The sequence below is a fragment of the Streptomyces sp. P9-A4 genome, assembly GCF_036634195.1.
GTDB lineage: Bacteria > Actinomycetota > Actinomycetes > Streptomycetales > Streptomycetaceae > Streptomyces.
This window is the reverse complement of record NZ_JAZIFY010000001.1, coordinates 1,781,640-1,800,956: the sequence shown is the minus strand read 5'-3', so window position 1 is coordinate 1,800,956 and position 19,317 is coordinate 1,781,640. Positions and strand designations below refer to the sequence as shown.

At 72.2% G+C, this 19,317-nt stretch carries 16 protein-coding genes and 1 pseudogene; 8 read left to right on the top strand and 9 right to left on the bottom strand.

The window, feature by feature from the left end; translation table 11 throughout:
• Positions 1-155: 155 nt before the first annotated feature.
• The 4 genes and pseudogenes from V4Y03_RS08090 to V4Y03_RS08075 form a co-directional block, all read right to left on the bottom strand.
• Positions 156-584: pseudogene (locus V4Y03_RS08090) on the bottom strand (PhoD-like phosphatase N-terminal domain-containing protein); the annotation flags it as partial.
• 162 nt (positions 585-746) lie between these two features.
• Positions 747-1,562 carry a thioredoxin domain-containing protein gene (locus V4Y03_RS08085; protein ID WP_332434473.1) on the bottom strand — a complete coding sequence of 272 codons (816 nt, stop codon included), beginning with the start codon at positions 1,560-1,562 and terminating at the stop codon, positions 747-749.
• Positions 1,563-1,625: 63 nt separating this feature from the next.
• Positions 1,626-2,309 carry a hypothetical protein gene (locus V4Y03_RS08080; RefSeq protein ID WP_332434472.1) on the bottom strand — a complete coding sequence of 228 codons (684 nt, stop codon included), beginning with the start codon at positions 2,307-2,309 and terminating at the stop codon, positions 1,626-1,628.
• Between the two features lie 70 nt (positions 2,310-2,379).
• Positions 2,380-3,705, bottom strand: a complete 1,326-nt coding sequence (locus tag V4Y03_RS08075) for a DUF2252 domain-containing protein (protein WP_332434471.1) — start codon at positions 3,703-3,705, stop codon at positions 2,380-2,382.
• A 157-nt stretch (positions 3,706-3,862) separates the two neighbouring features.
• On the opposite strand from V4Y03_RS08075, the gene dnaE reads away from it, so the two are divergent.
• Complete coding sequence (dnaE, locus tag V4Y03_RS08070) at positions 3,863-7,402, top strand: DNA polymerase III subunit alpha (protein WP_332434470.1); 3,540 nt, start codon at positions 3,863-3,865, stop codon at positions 7,400-7,402.
• 75 nt (positions 7,403-7,477) lie between these two features.
• Here dnaE and V4Y03_RS08065 read toward each other — a convergent pair whose 3' ends face one another.
• A complete protein-coding gene (locus V4Y03_RS08065; RefSeq protein WP_317877810.1) occupies positions 7,478-7,657 on the bottom strand; it encodes a hypothetical protein in 180 nt (59 codons plus the stop codon).
• 216 nt (positions 7,658-7,873) lie between these two features.
• Here V4Y03_RS08065 and V4Y03_RS08060 point away from each other — a divergent pair, with 216 nt between their 5' ends.
• Genes V4Y03_RS08060 through V4Y03_RS08045 form a run of 4 tightly spaced genes read left to right on the top strand, consistent with a single transcriptional unit; the run spans position 7,874 to position 11,789 of the window.
• Positions 7,874-9,253, top strand: coding sequence for an NYN domain-containing protein (locus tag V4Y03_RS08060; RefSeq protein ID WP_332434469.1), 1,380 nt, complete (start codon positions 7,874-7,876; stop codon positions 9,251-9,253).
• Positions 9,254-9,264: 11 nt separating this feature from the next.
• A complete protein-coding gene (locus V4Y03_RS08055) occupies positions 9,265-10,245 on the top strand; it encodes an ABC transporter ATP-binding protein (RefSeq protein ID WP_317879060.1) in 981 nt (326 codons plus the stop codon).
• Positions 10,246-10,285: 40 nt separating this feature from the next.
• Entirely contained in the window at positions 10,286-11,113 is an 828-nt protein-coding gene (locus V4Y03_RS08050) for an ABC transporter permease (protein ID WP_443079757.1), read from the top strand.
• A gap of 34 nt (positions 11,114-11,147) precedes the next feature.
• A complete protein-coding gene (locus V4Y03_RS08045) occupies positions 11,148-11,789 on the top strand; it encodes a DUF2567 domain-containing protein (protein ID WP_332434468.1) in 642 nt (213 codons plus the stop codon).
• Positions 11,790-11,822: 33 nt separating this feature from the next.
• Here the strand turns inward: V4Y03_RS08045 and ybaK are convergent, their stop codons facing one another.
• From ybaK to V4Y03_RS08025, 4 genes are all read right to left on the bottom strand, one after another.
• On the bottom strand, positions 11,823-12,320 hold the full coding sequence (ybaK, locus tag V4Y03_RS08040; RefSeq protein WP_317878816.1) for a Cys-tRNA(Pro) deacylase: 498 nt from the start codon (positions 12,318-12,320) through the stop codon (positions 11,823-11,825).
• A gap of 48 nt (positions 12,321-12,368) precedes the next feature.
• On the bottom strand, positions 12,369-13,106 hold the full coding sequence (locus V4Y03_RS08035; RefSeq protein WP_317878817.1) for an LON peptidase substrate-binding domain-containing protein: 738 nt from the start codon (positions 13,104-13,106) through the stop codon (positions 12,369-12,371).
• Between the two features lie 11 nt (positions 13,107-13,117).
• Complete coding sequence (locus V4Y03_RS08030) at positions 13,118-14,227, bottom strand: hypothetical protein (RefSeq protein ID WP_332434467.1); 1,110 nt, start codon at positions 14,225-14,227, stop codon at positions 13,118-13,120.
• Positions 14,228-14,374: 147 nt separating this feature from the next.
• A complete protein-coding gene (locus V4Y03_RS08025) occupies positions 14,375-16,018 on the bottom strand; it encodes an oxidoreductase (RefSeq protein ID WP_317876276.1) in 1,644 nt (547 codons plus the stop codon).
• Positions 16,019-16,265: 247 nt separating this feature from the next.
• Between V4Y03_RS08025 and hisD the strand changes: the two genes are divergently transcribed.
• Genes hisD through hisB form a run of 3 tightly spaced genes read left to right on the top strand, consistent with a single transcriptional unit; the run spans position 16,266 to position 19,317 of the window.
• Positions 16,266-17,609 carry a histidinol dehydrogenase gene (hisD, locus tag V4Y03_RS08020; protein ID WP_332434466.1) on the top strand — a complete coding sequence of 448 codons (1,344 nt, stop codon included), beginning with the start codon at positions 16,266-16,268 and terminating at the stop codon, positions 17,607-17,609.
• A 5-nt stretch (positions 17,610-17,614) separates the two neighbouring features.
• A complete protein-coding gene (locus V4Y03_RS08015; RefSeq protein ID WP_317876274.1) occupies positions 17,615-18,727 on the top strand; it encodes a histidinol-phosphate transaminase in 1,113 nt (370 codons plus the stop codon).
• The gene (gene hisB, locus V4Y03_RS08010; RefSeq protein WP_056560681.1) at positions 18,724-19,317 is read left to right on the top strand and encodes an imidazoleglycerol-phosphate dehydratase HisB; all 594 of its coding nucleotides are present in this window, start codon (positions 18,724-18,726) and stop codon (positions 19,315-19,317) included. The genes V4Y03_RS08015 and hisB overlap by 4 nt, the downstream gene beginning before the upstream one ends.

Below are 19,317 nucleotides of genomic sequence, written 5' to 3'. Positions count from 1 at the left end.
CCACCCGCCGTAGCCATGTGATCTTCCGTTAACAGAAGGGATCATGGCTGAAAACCATCGCTGTCGGACCGTCAGGGGAACCTCAGCGAACGGGCTGGTACACCCGCTCGACACGCTGCGTTCCGTTGAGCGTCCGGCAGGAGCGCGCCCAGGCGGTCGGGGTCTGTCTTGTACTTCCCGTGCCGGGTGCGGTAGTCGGCGAGCGAGACGATCTCGTGGCGCGGTTCGTGCGGCCGGACGGTGTACTTCGCCGCCGGGTAGACGCCGGAGCCGTACTCGTAGAGGTAGTCGCCGAGATGGAGGATCGCGTCCAGGTCGGCGCGGGCGGCGAGACGGCGGAGCCCGAAGCGAAGCGGAACCAGTAGGCGGTGGCCGGGCGCAGGCCCCCGCACGTCCGCCTTCACGGTGTGGCCGGACGCGGCGCTCGCCGTGGTGGTGCCGGAGGCCGCGAGCCTGGTGAAGGCGCGGTCCTCGGCGAGCTCCCAGCCGGCCTGGGCGTCCGGGCGGAGGCCGGAGCCGGGCACGGCCTCGGGGGTGGGGGTGACGCGCGTCCAGAGCAGGACGCCGTCGGGGTGGGGGTCCCCCATGAAACGACTGGTCACGGCCAGTCGGATTGCTGACGAGTACGGTCGATCGGCAGGCGAACACCGGAAGTTCTCCCGATCGTCGCCCCCCGGACGCGACAACCCGCCACGGCCCTGAGCCGTCCACCGGGAAGGGGACGGCTCAGGGGCCGGCGGTGGTCGTCAGGCCTTCAGCGCGGCGGCGATCGCCGTACTGAACTCGGCCGCCGTCAGCGGCGGGTTGTCGCTGCCCGCGGCCGTCACCGGCTTGCCGTCCATCTTCAGGGTCGGCGTGCCCCGCACCCCGCTGTCGTCGAAGGCCTTCGACATCTTCATCGCCCAGGCGTCGAAGGTGCCGCCCTCGACGTTCTTCTTGAACTCGGCGTTGCCCTTCAGCGCCGGCACCGAGTCCGCCACCTTCAGGAGGTAGGAGTCCTTGGCGAACTTGTCGTCGTTCTCCTCGGGGTGGAACTCCGTCGAGTAGAGCGCCGACTTGTACTTCAGGAAGGCCTCGGGGCTCACGTTCAGGGCCGCGCCCAGCGCCGACAGGGCGTTCTTCGAGCCCTCGCCCGCGGTGGGGTCGTCGATGAACGTGGCACCCACGTACTTGATCTTGTACTTGCCGTCCGCGACGTCCTTCTCGACCGTCGCGCCCACGCCCTGCTCGAAGGTCGCGCAGACCGGGCAGCGCGAGTCCTCGTACAGCTCCAGGGTCTTCTTCGCGGACTCCTTGCCGATGACGACCGTCGTGCCGTCCGTGCCCGTGGTGTTCTTCGGGGCGGTCACCGACTTCGCGTCCGCCGCCGCCTCCCAGGCGGAGGGCTTGTTGGACTGGACGACCGCGTAGCCGATGCCGCCGGCGGCGGCCAGCACGGCCACGGCCGAGATGCCGACGACCAGCTGCCGGCGCGCCCGGTCCTTCTTCGCCTGCCGCTCGCGCTCGGCGCGCAGCCGCTCGCGGGCGGCGGCCTTGTTGTTCTGGCTGTTGCGTGCGCTCATGATCGTGATCTCCGTGAAAGGTGAGGAAAGAGAGGGGACTGTGTGCCTGGAACGGGCGTGCGCTCAGACGAGAGCGACGCCCGGGCACGGCGGTCCCCGCCGTCCCACGGAGTGGGTGAGGAGCCGGGTGAGGGAGGGCCGGGGCCGCCCCACGGGCCGTCCGGACCGGCGGGGCGCCGGACCGGCGGTACGGAAGAGGGCCGCCACCAGCAGCAGCGGCCGGAACGCGAAGGCCGCGACCGCGCCGAGCAGCCGGGCGAGCGCCCGCTCCCCGCCGCGCAGCCAGAGCGCCGCCGCGAGGCCGACACCCAGGTGGGCCGCGAGCAGCAGCCACGGCAGGGCGGGGTCGGGGGAGTCGAGCAGGGCGACGGCGCCGCCCTCGGGGGCCGCCACACCGGGCAGCGGGGTGCCGACGGCGCCGCCGCAGAACACCTCCACGCCCACCGAGCGCAGCGAACCGGCGACCGGGCCGCCGGCGGGGCCGTAACAGACCGCCTGGCCGCTGGTGAACAGCGTGTCGGCGGCCAGTTCCAGCGGGACCAGGAGCCCGGCGATCGGGCCGAAGCCGCGCTCGCGGCCGGCCAGCGCGTACGCCGCGGCGAAGACGCCGACCGCGACCGGGACGACCGTCCCGAGCGGCAGCGGCACGCGCGAGAGCAGCACGTGGGACGCCACGGACAGCGTCACGACCACTGCCGTGAAGAACGCCGCCCGCAGCGTCCTCAGCTGCGTCTCTGCCATGTCCATCGTCGTGGAGTGTCCCATGCGGGCCCGTAAGACGTCCTTAAAGGCAGTCTGTGAACGGTCCCCGCTTCCCCTACAGGCCCGGAATCCGGCCGTTGCGGAAGAGGTCCACGAAGATCTGGTGGTCGGCCCGGGCCCGCGCCCCGTAGGAGTGCGCGAAGTCCACGAGGAGGTCCGCGAAGCCCTCCTCGTCGGCGGCGATGGCCGCGTCGATGGCCCGCTCCGTCGAGAACGGCACCAGCGAGTGGCCGCTGGACTCGTCCGCCGCCGCGTGCATCGTGGCCGTCGCCCGGCCCAGGTCGGCGACCGTGGCCGCGATGTCCTGGGGGTCGTCGATGTCCGACCAGTCCAGGTCCACGGCGTACGGCGAGACCTCCGCGACCAGCTGCCCGGCGCCGTCCAGCTCCGTCCAGCCCAGCCACGGATCGGCGTGCGCCTGGAGCGCCCGCTGCGAGATCACCGTGCGGTGGCCCTCGTGCTCGAAGTACCCCCGCACCGCCGCGTCCGTCACATGGCGGGAGACGGCCGGGGTCTGCGCCTGCTTGAGGTAGATCACGACGTCGTTCTCCAGGGCGTCGCTGTTGCCCTCGAGGAGGATGTTGTACGAGGGGAGGCCGGCCGAGCCGATGCCGATGCCGCGCCGGCCGACGACGTCCTTGACCCGGTAGGAGTCGGGGCGGGTCAGGCTGGACTCCGGGAGGGTCTCCAGATAGCCGTCGAAGGCCGCGAGGACCTTGTAGCGGGTGGCCGCGTCCAGCTCGATCGCGCCGCCGCCCGCCGAGAAGCGGCGCTCGAAGTCGCGGATCTCCGTCATGGAGTCGAGCAGCCCGAAGCGGGTCATGGCGCGGGCGTCGCGCAGCGCGTCGAGCAGCGCGCCCTCGGCCGTGTCCAGGGTGAACGGCGGCAGCTCGTCGTTCTTGGCGCCGGTCGCCAGGGCGTGGATCCGCTCCCGGTAGGAGGCGGCGTAGATCCGGACCAGGTGGGTGATCTGCTCGTCGCTGAGCGCCTTGGTGTAGCCGATGAGCGCGAGGGAGGCGGACAGCCGCTTCAGGTCCCAGGTGAAGGGGCCCACGTACGCCTCGTCGAAGTCGTTGACGTTGAAGATCAGGCGTCCGTTGGCGTCCATGTACGTGCCGAAGTTCTCGGCGTGCAGATCGCCGTGGATCCAGACCCGGCCGGTGCGCTCGTCCAGGTAGGGGCCGCCGCGGGCCTCCCGCTCCAGGTCCGCGTAGAAGAGGCAGGCGGTGCCCCGGTAGAAGGCGAAGGCGGAGCCGGCCATCTTGCGGAACTTGACCCGGAAGGCCGCCGGGTCGGCGGCGAGGAGCGCGCCGAAGGCGGTGTCGAAGACGGTGAGGATGTGCTCACCGCGCTCGGCTGCGGTGGGCTGCGGGACCGACATCGAGGGTGCCTCCTGGTGCAAGACTGCTCATGACAAATGGGACAGGTGTTCCCGGTCTCCCAACGCTCGACCGTACCGGCGAGTGCCCGCGCGCTGTCAGTCGGCCGACGTAGACTTCCACGCTGTCCCCCCAGAAATTCAGCCGGAGGCCTCCCCCGTGACCAAGCCGCCCTTCACGCACCTCCACGTCCACACCCAGTACTCGCTGCTGGACGGTGCCGCGCGGCTCAAGGACATGTTCAACGCGTGCAACGAGATGGGCATGACCCATATCGCCATGTCCGACCACGGCAACCTGCACGGGGCGTACGACTTCTTCCACACCGCGAAGAAGGCCGGTGTGACGCCGATCATCGGCATCGAGGCGTACGTCGCCCCGGAGTCCCGGCGCAACAAGCGGAAGATCCAGTGGGGCCAGCCGCACCAGAAGCGGGACGACGTCTCCGGTTCCGGCGGTTACACCCACAAGACGATCTGGGCGGCCAACGCCACCGGACTCCACAACCTCTTCAAGCTGTCCTCCGACGCGTACGCCGAGGGCTGGCTGCAGAAGTGGCCCCGGATGGACAAGGAGACCATCTCGAAGTGGTCGGAGGGGCTCATCGCCTCCACCGGCTGCCCCTCCGGCGAGCTGCAGACCCGGCTCCGCCTCGGCCAGTTCGACGAGGCCCTGAAATCCGCCTCCGAGTACCAGGACATCTTCGGCAAGGACCGGTACTTCCTGGAGCTGATGGACCACGGCATCGAGATCGAGCGCCGGGTCCGCGACGGACTCCTGGAGATCGGCAAGAAGCTCGGCATCCCGCCGCTGGTCACCAACGACTCGCACTACACGTACGCGCACGAGTCGACCGCGCACGACGCCCTGCTCTGCATCCAGACCGGCAAGAACCTCTCCGACCCGGACCGCTTCCGCTTCGACGGCACCGGCTACTACCTCAAGTCCACGGACGAGATGTACGCCATCGACTCCTCGGACGCCTGGCAGGAGGGCTGCCGCAACACCCTCCTGGTCGCGGAGCAGATCAGCACGGACGGCATGTTCGTCGAGAAGAACCTCATGCCGAAGTTCGACATCCCGGAGGGGTACACCGACACGACCTGGTTCCGCGAGGAGACCATGCGGGGCATGCACCGCCGCTTCCCCGGGGGCATCCCCGAGGACCGCATGAAGCAGGTCGAGTACGAGATGGACACCATCATCTCGATGGGCTTCCCCGGCTACTTCCTCGTCGTCGCCGACTTCATCATGTGGGCGAAGAAGCAGGGCATCGCCGTGGGCCCCGGCCGAGGCTCCGCGGCCGGCTCGATCGTCGCGTACGCCATGGGCATCACCGACCTCGACCCGATCCCGCACGGACTGATCTTCGAGCGCTTCCTCAACCCCGAGCGCGTCTCGATGCCGGATGTCGACATCGACTTCGACGAGCGCCGGCGCGTCGAGGTGATCCGGTACGTGACGGAGAAGTACGGCTCCGACAAGGTCGCCATGATCGGCACCTACGGCAAGATCAAGGCGAAGAACGCCATCAAGGACTCCGCGCGCGTCCTCGGCTACCCCTACGCCATGGGCGACCGGCTCACCAAGGCCATGCCCGCCGACGTCCTCGGCAAGGGCATCGACCTCAACGGCATCACCGACCCCTCGCACCCCCGCTACGGCGAGGCCGGCGAGATCCGCGCGATGTACGAGAACGAGCCGGACGTCAAGAAGGTCATCGACACCGCCCGCGGCGTCGAGGGCCTGGTCCGCCAGATGGGCGTGCACGCGGCCGGCGTCATCATGTCCAGCGAGCCCATCGTCGACCACGCGCCGATCTGGGTGCGGCACACGGACGGTGTGACCATCACGCAGTGGGACTACCCCCAGTGCGAGTCGCTCGGCCTGATCAAGATGGACTTCCTGGGCCTCAGGAACCTCACGATCATGGACGACGCCGTCAAGATGGTGAAGGCCAACAAGGGCGTCGAGCTCGACCTGCTGGCCCTCCCGCTGGACGACCCCAAGACGTACGAACTGCTCTGCCGTGGTGACACGCTCGGTGTCTTCCAGTTCGACGGCGGCCCCATGCGCTCGCTGCTGCGGCTGATGAAGCCCGACAACTTCGAAGACATCTCCGCCGTCTCGGCCCTGTACCGGCCGGGCCCGATGGGCATGAACTCGCACACGAACTACGCCCTGCGCAAGAACAAGCAGCAGGAGATCACCCCGATCCACCCCGAGCTGGAGAAGCCGCTCGAAGAGGTGCTCGCGGTCACCTACGGCCTGATCGTGTACCAGGAGCAGGTGCAGAAGGCCGCCCAGATCATCGCCGGGTACTCGCTCGGCGAGGCCGACATCCTGCGCCGAGTGATGGGCAAGAAGAAGCCCGAGGAGCTGGCGAAGAACTTCGTCATCTTCCAGGAGGGCGCGAAGAGGAACGGCTACAGCGACGAGGCGATCCAGGCGCTCTGGGACGTCCTGGTCCCCTTCGCCGGCTACGCCTTCAACAAGGCGCACTCCGCCGCGTACGGCCTGGTCTCCTACTGGACCGCGTACCTCAAGGCGAACTACCCCGCCGAGTACATGGCCGGTCTGCTCACCTCGGTCAAGGACGACAAGGACAAGTCCGCCGTCTACCTCAACGAGTGCCGCCGCATGGGCATCAAGGTGCTCCCGCCGAACGTGAACGAGTCCGAGTCGAACTTCGCCGCCCAGGGCGACGACGTGATCCTCTTCGGCCTCTCCGCCGTGCGGAACGTCGGCACCAACGTCGTCGAGTCGATCATCAAGTCGCGCAAGGCGAAGGGGAAGTACGGCACCTTCCCCGACTTCCTCGACAAGGTCGAGGCCGTCGTCTGCAACAAGCGGACCGTCGAGTCGCTGATCAAGGCCGGCGCCTTCGACGAGATGGGCCACACCCGCAAGGGCATGGTCGCCCACCACGAACCGATGATCGACAACGTGGTGGCGGTCAAGCGCAAGGAGGCCGAGGGGCAGTTCGACCTCTTCGGCGGCATGGGCGAGGAGACGAGCGACGAGCCCGGCTTCGGCCTGGACGTCGAGTTCTCCGACGTCGAGTGGGAGAAGTCGTACCTGCTCGCCCAGGAGCGCGAGATGCTCGGCCTCTACGTCTCCGACCACCCGCTCTTCGGCATCGAGCACGTCCTCTCCGACAAGACGGACGCGGCGATCTCCCAGCTCACCGGCGGCGAGCACTCCGACGGCGCGGTCGTCACCATCGGCGGCATCATCTCCGGCCTCCAGCGCAAGATGACCAAGCAGGGCAACGCCTGGGCGATCGCCACCGTCGAGGACCTGGCCGGTTCCATCGAGTGCATGTTCTTCCCGGCCACGTACCAGCTGGTCTCCACCCAGCTCGTCGAGGACACCGTCGTCTTCGTCAAGGGACGGCTCGACAAGCGCGAGGACATCCCCCGTCTGGTCGCCATGGAGCTGATGGTCCCCGACCTGTCGAACGCCGGGACCAACGCACCCGTGATCCTCACCATCCCCACCGTGAAGGTCACCCCGCCGATGGTCACCCGGCTCGGCGAGATCCTGGGCCACCACAAGGGCAACACCGAGGTGCGGATCAAGCTCCAGGGCCCCCGGAAGACCACCGTGCTCCGGCTCGACCGGCACCGGGTGCAGGCCGACCCGGCGCTCTTCGGCGACCTGAAGGTGCTGCTCGGCCCGTCCTGCCTGGCGGGCTGACCGGCAGAGTCTCCCGTACGCGCAAGGGGCGCGCCCGTCGTCACGGGCGCGCCCCTTTGCCGTACTCGGGATCCGTCAGTTGTGGCCGAAGCGCTTCTGACGGCCCTTGCGCGCCATGTCACCAGGCGTGACCTGGCTGGCGCGCTGTTCGGCCTGGGATTCCATCGCCGACTGCTGCGCCTGCTGGGCGCCGCGCTCGGCCGGCGACTGCTGCTGCTGCTTCTGGCTGCGGTTCTGATTGCGGTTCTTGGCCATGGGGATGCCTCCTCAAAGGGACCTAGGGGCCAGGGCCGCTGTCAGACTCACATACCGTACGAACCGCCGCATGTTGGATCATTACGGAGCGTAAGGGTCCTCCGGACGTGACATCCGCCACGCCGATGATCCAGTTCCGGCCGTCGAGCCCCCGCCCTTCGGGCAGACTCGAAGGAAATCCGAAGCAACTTCCGATCCCGAGGTTCCCGAAAGAGGGTGGAACACGTGGACCGCTGCGTCGTCCTGGTGGACGCCGGCTACCTGCTGGGCGCCGCCGCCAGTCTTCTCGCCGGGGAACCGGCCCGCTCACGGATCACCGTCGATCACGCCGGGCTCATCCAGCAGCTGCGCCAGCGCGCCGAGGCGGAGACCGCGCTGCCCCTGCTGCGGATCTACTGGTTCGACGGCGCGCCCGACCGGGTGCCCCAGCCCGAGCACCGCAGACTGCGGGTGATGCCCCGGGTCACCGTGCGGCTCGGCGCCCTGACGAGGAGCGACGGACGCTGGGCCCAGAAGGGCGTCGACGCGGCCATGCACACCGAGCTGACCGAGCTGGCCAGGAACCGGGCCTGCTCCGACATCGTGCTGGTCACCGGCGACGGCGACCTGCTGCCCGGTCTGATGTCGGCCAAGGAGCACGGCGTCGCCGTCCACCTCTGGGCCGTCCAGGCCGCCGACGGCGACTACAACCAGTCCGAGGACCTGGTCGCCGAGGCCGACGAGCGGCGGGTCCTCGACCGGGCCTGGATCACCCGCGCCGTTCGCGCCAAGGACCTCAGCGGCCTCTGCTCGCCCGCGCCGGCCCCTCGCCCCGAGATCGCCGCCATCCTCTCGGCGCCGCTCCCGGAAGCCGCCCTCGCCGCCTCCGCCGAACGGGCCGCCGAGGCCGCCGCCTCGGCGGAGGGCTCCACCGCCGACGGAGACCACGTCCACGGCAACGGCCACGTCCACCCCAACGGCCACCTCCGCGCCGACGAGCACGTCCACGGCGGCCCCCACGTCCACAACGGCGCCGGCCACGTCCGGGACGACGAGCACACCCACGGCGACGGCGGCCCCGTCCCGGCCCCCGGCAAGGGCGTCCCCACCCCCAAGGACCTCGCGGGCCTGCGCGGCCCCGGAAGCCCCGGGAGCGCCTCCGTCCCGCAGGGCGCGAGCGCGCTCCGCTGGTCCTCCGACCGGGGCTGGGTCGAGCGCCCGGCCGCCCCCCTCGGCGAACCGGCCGAGACCGCCTCCCTGCCCACCCTCGCCGCCCTCACCAGCGCCGAGCAGCGCTGGGCGGACCGCGAGGAGGACATCACCACCGTCGGCGGTGACCCGTTCGAGGTCGGACAGGTGTTCGCCCGCCGGTGGATGGAGCGGCTCCCCGAGCAGACCCACGTCCAGAAGCTGTCCACCCTCTACCCCCGCATCCCGCACCGCATCGACGGCGAACTCCTCCGCTACGCGGCACGGTTCGGCCTCCTCGCCCACAAGGACGACCAGATCGACGAGCACGACCGGTACGCGATCCGGGCCGGATTCTGGCGCGAGATCGACGTCCGCGCCGCCGCCGAACGCGCCCCCGCGCCCGGAGCGGGCCCGGCGACCCCGTAGGCTCTTCCCCCGTGAGTACGGTGTGCGTGGTGCGGGATCTGGTCAAGACGTACCCCGCCACGCGCGGCGGGCGCGGTGCGCCCGCGACACCCGAGGTGCGGGCCACCGACGGGATCGACCTCGACGTGCGCGGCGGCGAGATCTTCGGTCTGCTCGGACCCAACGGAGCCGGCAAGTCCACCCTCGTCCGCCAGCTCACCGGCCTCATGCGCCCCGACTCCGGCACCGTCCGCCTCCTCGGCCACGACCTCGTCCGCCACCCCGAACGGGCCGCCCGGCTCCTCGCCTACCTCGGCCAGGAGTCCACCGCCCTCGACGAGCTGACCGTCTCCCTCGCCGCCGAGACCACCGGACGGCTGCGCGGCCTCACCGCCGCCGACGCCCGCGCCGGGCGCGACGCCGTCCTGGACGAGCTGGGCCTCGGCCCGCTCGCCTCCCGGCCCCTCAAGAAGCTCTCCGGCGGACAGCGGCGACTCGCCTGCTTCGCCGCCGCGCTCGTCGGCCACCGCCCCGTCCTCGTCCTCGACGAACCCACCACCGGTATGGACCCCGTCGCCCGCCGCGCCGTCTGGGCGGCCGTCGACCGGCGGCGCGCCGAGCACGGCGCCACCGTGCTGCTCGTCACCCACAACGTCATCGAGGCCGAGACCGTCCTCGACCGGGTCGCCGTCCTCGACCGCGGCCGGGTCATCGCCTGCGACACCCCCACCGGACTCAAGGAACGCGTCGCGGGCGAGGTCCGCGTCGAGCTGGTCTGGCGCGAGTCCGCCCCGCTCCACCTCCCCGAGGTCGCCGCCCTGCGCGGACTCGCCCAGGAGACCGGCCGGCGCTGGATCCTCCGCCTCGCCCCCGACGCGGCCCGCGCCGCCGTCGCCACCGTCACCGGCGGCGCCGCCTTCGCCGCACTCGACGACTTCACCCTGGCCACCCCCAGCCTGGAGGACGTGTACCTCGCGCTGGGCGGCGCGGCCGAGGGACTGGTGAAGGCGTGACCCGCCACGACCCGCCCGTGACCGTCAGGAGCTGTACGCAGTGAGCACCGTGCCCGCCGAGGTCCTGCCGACCGGCGCGCCCACCGTCCAGTCCCGCGCCGACGAGGACGCCGCCGCGCCCCTCGCCCCGCGCGCCCGGCTGCTGCCGGCCCTGGCCGCCGTCTACCGGGCGCAGCTCTCCCGCGCCCGGGTCGCCCGCATCCCGCTGCTCTTCGTCGCCACCTTCCAGTCCGTCGGGATCATGGTCCTGATGCGCGGGGTCGTCGACGGCGGGTCCGAGGCGCGGGCCGTCGTGGCCGGCTCCACCGTCCTCGTCGTCGCCTTCGTCGCCCTCAACCTGCTCGCGCAGTACTTCGGGCAGCTGCGGGCGACCGGCGGCCTCGACCACTACGCCACGCTGCCCGTACCGCCCGCCGCCGTCGTGCTCGGCGCGGCAGGCGCGTACGCCTCCTTCACCGTGCCCGGCACCGCCGTCACCGCCGTCATCGGCTCCGTGCTCTTCGGGCTGCCGCTCGGCAACCTGTGGATCCTCGCCGCCGTCGTCCCGCTCGCCGGAGCGGCCCTGGCCGGCCTCGGCGCGGCCCTCGGCCTCCTCGCGCCCCGCCAGGAACTCGCCACCCTCCTCGGCCAGCTCGGCATGTCGGCCGCGCTGCTCCTCGGCGTGCTCCCGGCCGAGCGGCTGCCCGAGCCCATCGGCTGGGCCCGGGACCTGCTGCCGTCGACGTACGGCGTGGAGGCCCTGGCCCGCACCTTCGCCCCCCACCCCGACTGGGCCGCCGTCGTCCTCGACCTCGGTGTGTGCGCGGCGGTCGGCGTGGTCTCCCTGGCGGTCGCCACCGGGGCCTACCGGCGGGCCGCCGTCCGCTGAGGCGGGCCACAGGGACACCTGGCACGATGGCGGGGTGACCGCACCCCTGACTCCGCCTCACCAGCCGACACCGCACGATTCCGACGGGGCCCCGCCGCCCCCGCCGCCGCACGGCCCGGCCGGCGACCCGATCACGGCGGCCGAGGTCCTGCAGGGTGTCCTGGTGACCGTCGTCTCGGCCCTCGCGGGCGCGCTGCTCGGAGTGCTCTGGCTGAACCTGGCCCCCCGCGTCCTGCTCGTCTCGGACGGCAGGGGCGTCTACCTCAGCAACTCGGAGGGAGAGGCGGCCATCGGCGCCGACGGAACGTTCGTCCTGCTCGCCCTGGCCTTCGGGGCGGTCGCCGCGATCGTCGTCTTCCTGCTGCGCCGCAAGGGCGGCGTCCCGCTGGTACTCGGGCTCGCGATCGGCGGCGTCCTCGGCTCACTCCTCGCCTGGGGCCTCGGCGTCTACTTCGGGCCGACCGGCGATGTCGTCGCCCATGCCAAGGCGGTCGGGCCCAATGTCGCCTTCGAGGCGCCTCTCGAACTGAACCTGGCGGCAGCCGCCATGCTGGCCTGGCCGCTCGCCGCGATGATCGTGCACCTGGCGCTCACGGCCGTCTTCGGCCCGCGCGACCCGGAACCGGACCCCTGGGACCAGCCGAAGCCGTACACCCAGGGCCCGAGCCCCAGCTGACGGACCCGGCCCGCACCTCGGCCGCGCCGGACGTCAGACGCGGCCGATGGGGGCCACGACCGCCGAGGTGAGGGCGGCCAGGTCGGCGGGGGAGAGCTCCACCTCCAGGCCGCGCCGCCCCGCCGATACACAGATGGACGCGTGGTCCGAGGCCGAGGCGTCCAGGACCGTACGGAGCCGCTTGCGCTGCCCGAGCGGGGAGATGCCGCCCCGGACGTACCCCGTGGTGCGCTCCGCCGCCGCCGGGTCGGCCATCGCCGCCCGCTTGCCGCCGACCGCAGAGGCCAGCGCCTTCAGGTCCAGCTGGCCCGCGACCGGGACCACCGCGACGGTCAGCTCGCCGTCGACGTCCGCGACCAGCGTCTTGAAGACGCGGTCGGGGGAGACGCCCAGGGCCTCCGCCGCCTCCTCGCCGTACGACGGGGAGGCCGGGTCGTGCTCGTACGCGTGCAGGGTGAACGGAGTGCCGGCCGCGGTCAGGGCCACCGTCGCCGGGGTGCCGCCGCTGTTCTTCTTCTGCTTCTTCGCCACGCGCGCTCTTCCTCGGGATCCCGAGGGGACCGGGCTCGGTCCCCCGGCTCAGTTCGGGTACGTCGGGGCCTGCGTCAGGTCCACCACCGGCAGCGACGGCAGATGCCGGATGACCGCCGTCTCCGCGCGCAGCAGCGCCAGCTCCTCGCGCAGCCGGGTCGCCGTGTCCGGGGCCTGGAGCAGCCGCTGCTTCGACGGGATGTCCAGCACGGCCGCCGCCGCGACCAGGTACGACACCACCGAGGGGTCGTCCGGCAGCTCGCTCGTCGTCAGCGAACGCTCCCGAGCCCCCGCCAGCCGCTTCTGGTAGCTGCGGAAGGCCCGCAGCACCCCCTCGGAGAGGGTGCCGGCCTCCTCGCCCTGCTCCTCCGGGATCTCCTCGACCTCGCCGGCCAGGAACGGCCCGCTCGCGTCGACCGACAGCAGCTTCACCCGGGTCGTGCCGGTGGCCATCACCTCGAAGCTGCCGTCCGCGCGCTCCCTGATCGACGCCGCGTCGGCGATGCAGCCGACCCGGTGGAAGGCCTGGGCGGGGTCGGGGCCGAAGCCCGCGGCCGGCCCCTTCTCCGGCAGCGCCGTCTGGTCGGGCATGCCAGGGGCGGTCGGCGCGACCTCGCGGCCGTCGCGGATGGCGACCACGGCGAAGCGGCGGGGCTCCGAGTCGTCGATCGTGAGCAGCTCGCGCATCATGGCGCGATAACGCTCCTCGAAGACGTTCAGCGGCAGCACGAGGCCGGGGAACAGCACCGTGTTGAGCGGGAACAGAGGCAGGCGAGCGGTGGTCACAGCGGTCAAGACTAATGGCCGCCGGGCGCTCCCCGTCCTGCCCGTCCACCTCCGGCGCCCCGGAACGGCCCGCGGCGGGCCGCGCCGCCCCCGGCCCGGTCCCGCGCGGCGAGGAAGCTCCGCAGCGGATCCTCCCGTACGGCCTCCGGTCCGGCGCCCGGAGCGAGGCCCCCGGAGCCCCGGGTGGCCCCTGGCCCGGCTCCCGGCCCGGCCCCCCGGCCGGCTCCCCAGGGGAACGAGGTCGCGTGGGCGCCGATCCTCCGGAACTCCTCCCGCGCCTCCTCCCAGCGCGCCCGCTCGATCAGCACGTACGCCAGCAGGTTGCGGACCTCGGCCGGCCACGGGTCGCCCGCCGGGAAGGCCGCCGACAGAGCCAGCGCGCGGTCCGCCGCCCGGTCGACCCGCGCCTCCGGCACCGCCGGGTCCCGCAGCGGCGGCACCCGGAGCCGGTCGTAGGCCGCGCGGACCGGCAGCGCCCGTACGAGCGAGTGCGGGGCGGCGTCGTCGGCCGCCTGCTCGGCGAAGTCGAAGGCGGCGCGGTGCGAGCCGTACCACTGCGCGGAGAGGTACTTCACGGCCGCGACATGACTGCCGTAGTGGTGCGGGGAGCGGCGCACGGCCTGCTCCCAGAGCGACTCGAAGACCCCGTGCCCCGCGTGCGCCCCGCGCGCGTGGTCCAGGGCGAGGCGCCACGGCACCGGGTCGTGCGGGGCGTTCTCCGCGACGGCGTGGACCAGCGGGCCCAGCTCGCGCAGCCGCTCGGCCCGCGCGGGGGAGTCCCAGGCCCTGCGCACGGCGAGCTGGGCCGTGACGAGCAGGGCGTCGGGGTCGCGGGGCGCGGCCGACAGCCAGTGGGTCAGCCAGTCGCCCCTGCTGTACGCGAACGTGGCCAGCCGGGTGACGTACCGGTCGCGGTCCTCCCACTCCCCGGCGTCCCGGGTGGTGGCGAGCAGTTTCGCGGCGGGCTCCGGGTCGGCGAGCGCGGCGGCGACCAGGGCGGGCGCGAGGCGCTCGTCCGGGGCGTCGAGGAGCACGTCGTCGTCCGGCACGAACCCGGCGGCGGGCCGCGGGGTGTACTGGGCCGAGCGGACGACCCCGATCAGGGCGCGGAGCAAGGACATGGTGCGACATATTCTCTCCCGGCCCCTCCCGGTACGGCAGCACTTCTCACCCCTGTGGCACACGTCCCTCACACCGTCGGCACCCGTCGGCACGCCGTCCACACCGGCCCGGCACCACAGGCGGCACCGGCCCGCCGCCGGGCCGGCTCACCCCCTGCTCAGCAGGCGTGTCGCGCCCGCCGCCACCGTCGTCGCCAGGATCCAGCCGAGCATGATCAGCACAGCCGCCACCCACTGCCAGACGCCTTCGAGGCGCCAGTAGCCGTCCTGTCCGAGGTTGATCACCGGGAGCAGCAGGTCCAGGGCGTACAGCGTGCCGTTCCACTCGGGTGCCTCGTCCGCCTTCAGCGGTATCGGCCGGTAGTGGGAGAAGGCCACCGTGCCCGCCGCCCACAGGACCGCCATCCACAGCGCCGCCCGGCCCGGCCGGTAGCCGTAGGCCACCGTCCAGTCCTGGAGGTACCCCCAGAGCTTCCCCGCGATCGGCAGGGTCTCCCGTCTGCGCCGCTGCTTGGCGAGCAGCACCTCGCGGGCGTCGGCGTCCTCGCCGCTGCCGCGCAGGACCGTCGCGAGCCGCTCGTACGGCTCGGGGGCGTACTCCGGGGTCGCGGCGGCCACCCACTCCAGCCGCCGGGCCAGCGGGAAGTGGCCGTACGGCACGAGGTTCTCGTAGGCGAAGCCGCCCATGGCGAGCCCGCCGGGGCCCGGCCAGCTCGTCGACAGGTCGATCAGGGTGACGACCTTGGCGCCGTTGAGCACGACCCGGCCCTCCTCCGGCCGCTCGCCGTTGAACCGCAGCTCCGGGGTGACGATCCGGCGCAGCGAGACCTCCTCCCGGCGCGCCCCGCTCAGCAGGAAGCGGGCGTGGTGGAGGTCGACCGCGTCACCGAAGCGGCCGTCGTCGAGCCGCACCCCGCCGTGGCACTCCACCGGCTTGCGCCGGGCGCCGTGGCCGGGCGACACGCCGTACGGCGGGGTGGCCGTCGAGCCGCCGCTCGGATACGCGGAGCCGTCCGGGTACCCGGAGTCCCCCTGGGGGCCCGGGTCCTCGTACACCCACGCCGCGTTCAGATAGAGCGAGCGCTCCACCGTCAGCTGCGGTGCGTTGAGCGCGCGGCGGCCCTGCGCGCCGCGCAGCACGCTGCCCCGCAGGCTGAGCGACACGCCGACCTTCGCCCCGCGCAGGCTCAGTTCCCCGTGCGTCTCGATCAGCTCGGCCTGGAGGTCCTGGGCGACCACCATCCCGTCCGCCGTGATGGCCCGGCCGCGCCGGTCCGGCCACACCTGGATCTGGTTGACGAGCAGGTCCGTGCCGATCTGGGCGTCGGTGAGCCGGATGCCGTGCCGCACCCGGCAGCGCGGCAGGTGCAGGTCGCCCTCGGTGTGCAGCCGGGCCGCCTCCAGGCGCGGCAGCGCGCACCCGACCATCCGCAGCGTGCCGAAGCGGGCCTCCGGCAGCACCACCTCGTCGTCGAACCGGCAGCCGTTCAGCTCGACGTAAGGCCCTATCGTCCCGCCCGCCAGATTCAGCACGCCGGTGATCCGGACGCCGCGCAGCTTCAGCGCGGCGACCCGCCCGGAGCGGGCCGGCGGCCCGGCGAGCAGCAGCAGCGCCACCACGTCCGCGCGGACGGTCCGCGCCTCTCCCCACTCCCGTCCCCCGAAGGGGTCGTCCCGCTCCGCGACCCCCTCCGTCAGATCGCATGTCCTGCCGATGCGGAACGCCCGCCACATGGCCCGCTCCGGACCCGTGAGACCGTCCGGCATCCCGTCCTCGTGCGGCTCGGTCAATGCCGCCCCCTCGCTTTCCACGATCCGTTCCCACGACTCCGCGATTCCGTCTTCCCGGTTCCTGTCTCCGGTTCCGGACGGCCCTCGCGGATTCGTACAGCCGTTCTTCCCGCTGAGTGACGGGCTGAACGCTAACGGTCAGGAGTGGCGACAAGACGCCAGTGGGGTGCGTATCGGTCAGTGATTGGCATGTATCAGCTGTTGATACGGGCGACCGGCGTTGTAAGCCGTCTGCGAGAATTGACCCGTGATCTCTCGAATCGATCTGCGCGGCGAGACCCTCCCCGAGGGTTCCGCCCTGCGCGACCTGCTGCCCCGTGCCGAGTTCGACGTGGAAGCCGCCCTGGAGACGGTGCGGCCCATCTGCGAGGACGTCCGGCATCATGGCGCGGCCGCGGTGATCGAGTACGGGGAGAGATTCGACGGCGTCCGCGTCCCGGGCCTGCGCGTCCCCGCCGAGGCGATCGGCCGCGCCCTCGACGAACTCGACCCGGCCGTCCGCGCCGCCCTGGAGGAGTCCATCCGGCGCACCCGGCTCGTCCACCGCGAGCAGCGCCGTACCACCCACACCACCCAGGTCGTCCCCGGCGGCACGGTCACCGAGAAGTGGATCCCGGTCGAGCGCGTCGGGCTCTACGTCCCGGGCGGACGCTCCGTCTACCCGTCCTCCGTCGTGATGAACGTCGTCCCGGCCCAGGAGGCCGGCGTCGAGGGCGTGGCCATCGCCTCGCCCCCGCAGAAGGACTTCGGCGGCCTGCCGCACCCGGCGATCCTCGCCGCCTGCGCCCTGCTCGGCGTGGACGAGGTGTACGCCGCCGGCGGCGCCCAGGCCATCGCCATGTTCGCGTACGGCACGGAGGGCGGCGAGGGCACCGACGGCGAGCCCGGCTGCGCCCCCGTCAACCTGGTCACCGGCCCCGGCAACATCTACGTGGCCGCCGCCAAGCGCCTCCTCAAGGGCCGGATCGGCATCGACGCCGAGGCCGGTCCGACGGAGATCGCGATCCTCGCGGACTCCACCGCCGACCCCGTGCACGTCGCCGCCGACCTCATCAGCCAGGCCGAGCACGACCCGATGGCCGCCTCCGTCCTCGTCACCGACTCGGACGAACTGGCCGCCGCCACCGAGGCCGAGCTGAAGACCCAGGTCGCCGCCTCCAAGCACGTCGACGACCGGATCGTCCCGGCCCTCGCCGGCCGCCAGTCCGCGATCGTCCTCGTCCGCGACCTGGCCGACGGCCTCAAGGTCGTCGACGCCTACGGCGCCGAGCACCTGGAGATCCAGACCGCCGACGCCGCCGCCGTCGCCGACCGCGTCCGCAACGCCGGCGCGATCTTCGTCGGCCCCTGGGCGCCGGTCTCGCTCGGCGACTACTGCGCCGGCTCCAACCACGTCCTGCCCACCGGCGGCTGCGCCTGTCACTCCTCGGGTCTCTCCGTGCAGTCCTTCCTGCGCGGGGTGCACATCGTGGACTACACGCGCGACGCCCTCGCCGACGTCGCCCACCACGTCGTGACCCTCGCCGAGGCCGAGGACCTGCCCGCGCACGGCGCGGCGGTCAAGGCCCGGTTCGGCTGGAAGGTGCCGTAGAGCAAGTGAGCGAGATCAGGATCGACGACCTGCCCGTCCGCGACGAGCTGCGCGGCATGTCCCCCTACGGCGCGCCCCAGCTCGATGTCCCCGTCCAGCTGAACACCAACGAGAACCCCTATCCGCTGCCCGAGCCCCTGGTGGCCCGGATCGCGGAGCGGGTCGCCGAGGCCGCCCGCCACCTCAACCGCTACCCCGACCGGGACGCGGTCGAGCTGCGCACCGAGCTGGCCGCGTACCTCACCCGCACCGCGAAGCACCCGGTCGCCGCCGAGAACGTCTGGGCGGCCAACGGCTCCAACGAGGTCCTCCAGCAGCTGCTGCAGACCTTCGGCGGCCCCGGCCGTACGGCGATCGGCTTCGAGCCCTCGTACTCGATGCACGCCCTGATCGCCCGCGGCACCGGCACGGGCTGGATCTCCGGCCCGCGCCACGAGGACTTCACGATCGACCTCGCGGCGGCGGAGCGGGCCATCGCCGAGCACCGCCCGGACGTCGTGTTCGTCACCAGCCCCAACAACCCCACCGGCACCGCCGTCGCCGCCGACACCGTCGTCGCCCTGTACGAGGCGGCCCAGGCGGCCAGGCCCTCGATGGTGGTCGTCGACGAGGCCTATGTGGAGTTCAGCCACCGGGACTCGCTGCTGCCCCTCATCGAGGGCCGCCCGAACCTGGTGGTCTCCCGGACCATGTCCAAGGCCTTCGGCGCCGCCGGACTGCGCCTCGGCTACCTCGCCGCCCACCCGGCCGTGGTCGAGGCCGTCCAGCTGGTCCGGCTGCCCTACCACCTCTCCGCCGTCACCCAGGCGACCGCGCTCGCCGCCCTGGAGCACACCGACACCCTCCTCGGGTACGTCGAGCAGCTCAAGGCCGAGCGCGACCGGCTCGTCACCGAGCTGCGCGGGATCGGCTACGAGGTCACCGAGTCGGACGCCAACTTCGTGCAGTTCGGGAAGTTCCCCGACACGCACGCGGCCTGGCAGCGGATCCTCGACCGGGGCGTCCTGGTCCGGGACAACGGCGTACCGGGATGGCTGCGGGTCACCGCGGGCACCCCCGAAGAGAACGACGCGTTCCTCGACGCGGTTCGTGAATTGATGAAGGAGCAGGAGCGATGAGCCGCGTAGGCCGCGTTGAGCGCACCACCAAGGAGACCTCCGTCGTCGTCGAGATCGACCTCGACGGCACCGGAAAGGTCGATGTGTCGACCGGGGTCGGCTTCTACGACCACATGCTCGACCAGCTCGGCCGGCACGGTCTGTTCGACCTCACCGTCAAGACCGACGGCGACCTGCACATCGACTCGCACCACACCATCGAGGACACCGCCCTCGCCCTCGGTGCCGCCTTCAAGCAGGCCCTCGGCGACAAGGTCGGCATCTACCGCTTCGGCAACTGCACGGTGCCGCTGGACGAGTCGCTCGCCCAGGTCACCGTCGACCTCTCCGGCCGCCCCTACCTCGTGCACACCGAGCCCGAGACCATGGCGCCGATGATCGGTTCGTACGACACGACGATGACCCGGCACATCCTGGAGTCCTTCGTCGCGCAGGCCCAGATCGCGCTGCACGTCCACGTCCCGTACGGGCGCAACGCCCACCACATCGTGGAGTGCCAGTTCAAGGCCCTTGCCCGCGCGCTCCGCTACGCCTCCGAGCGCGACCCGCGCGCCGCCGGAATCCTCCCCTCCACGAAGGGCGCGCTCTAA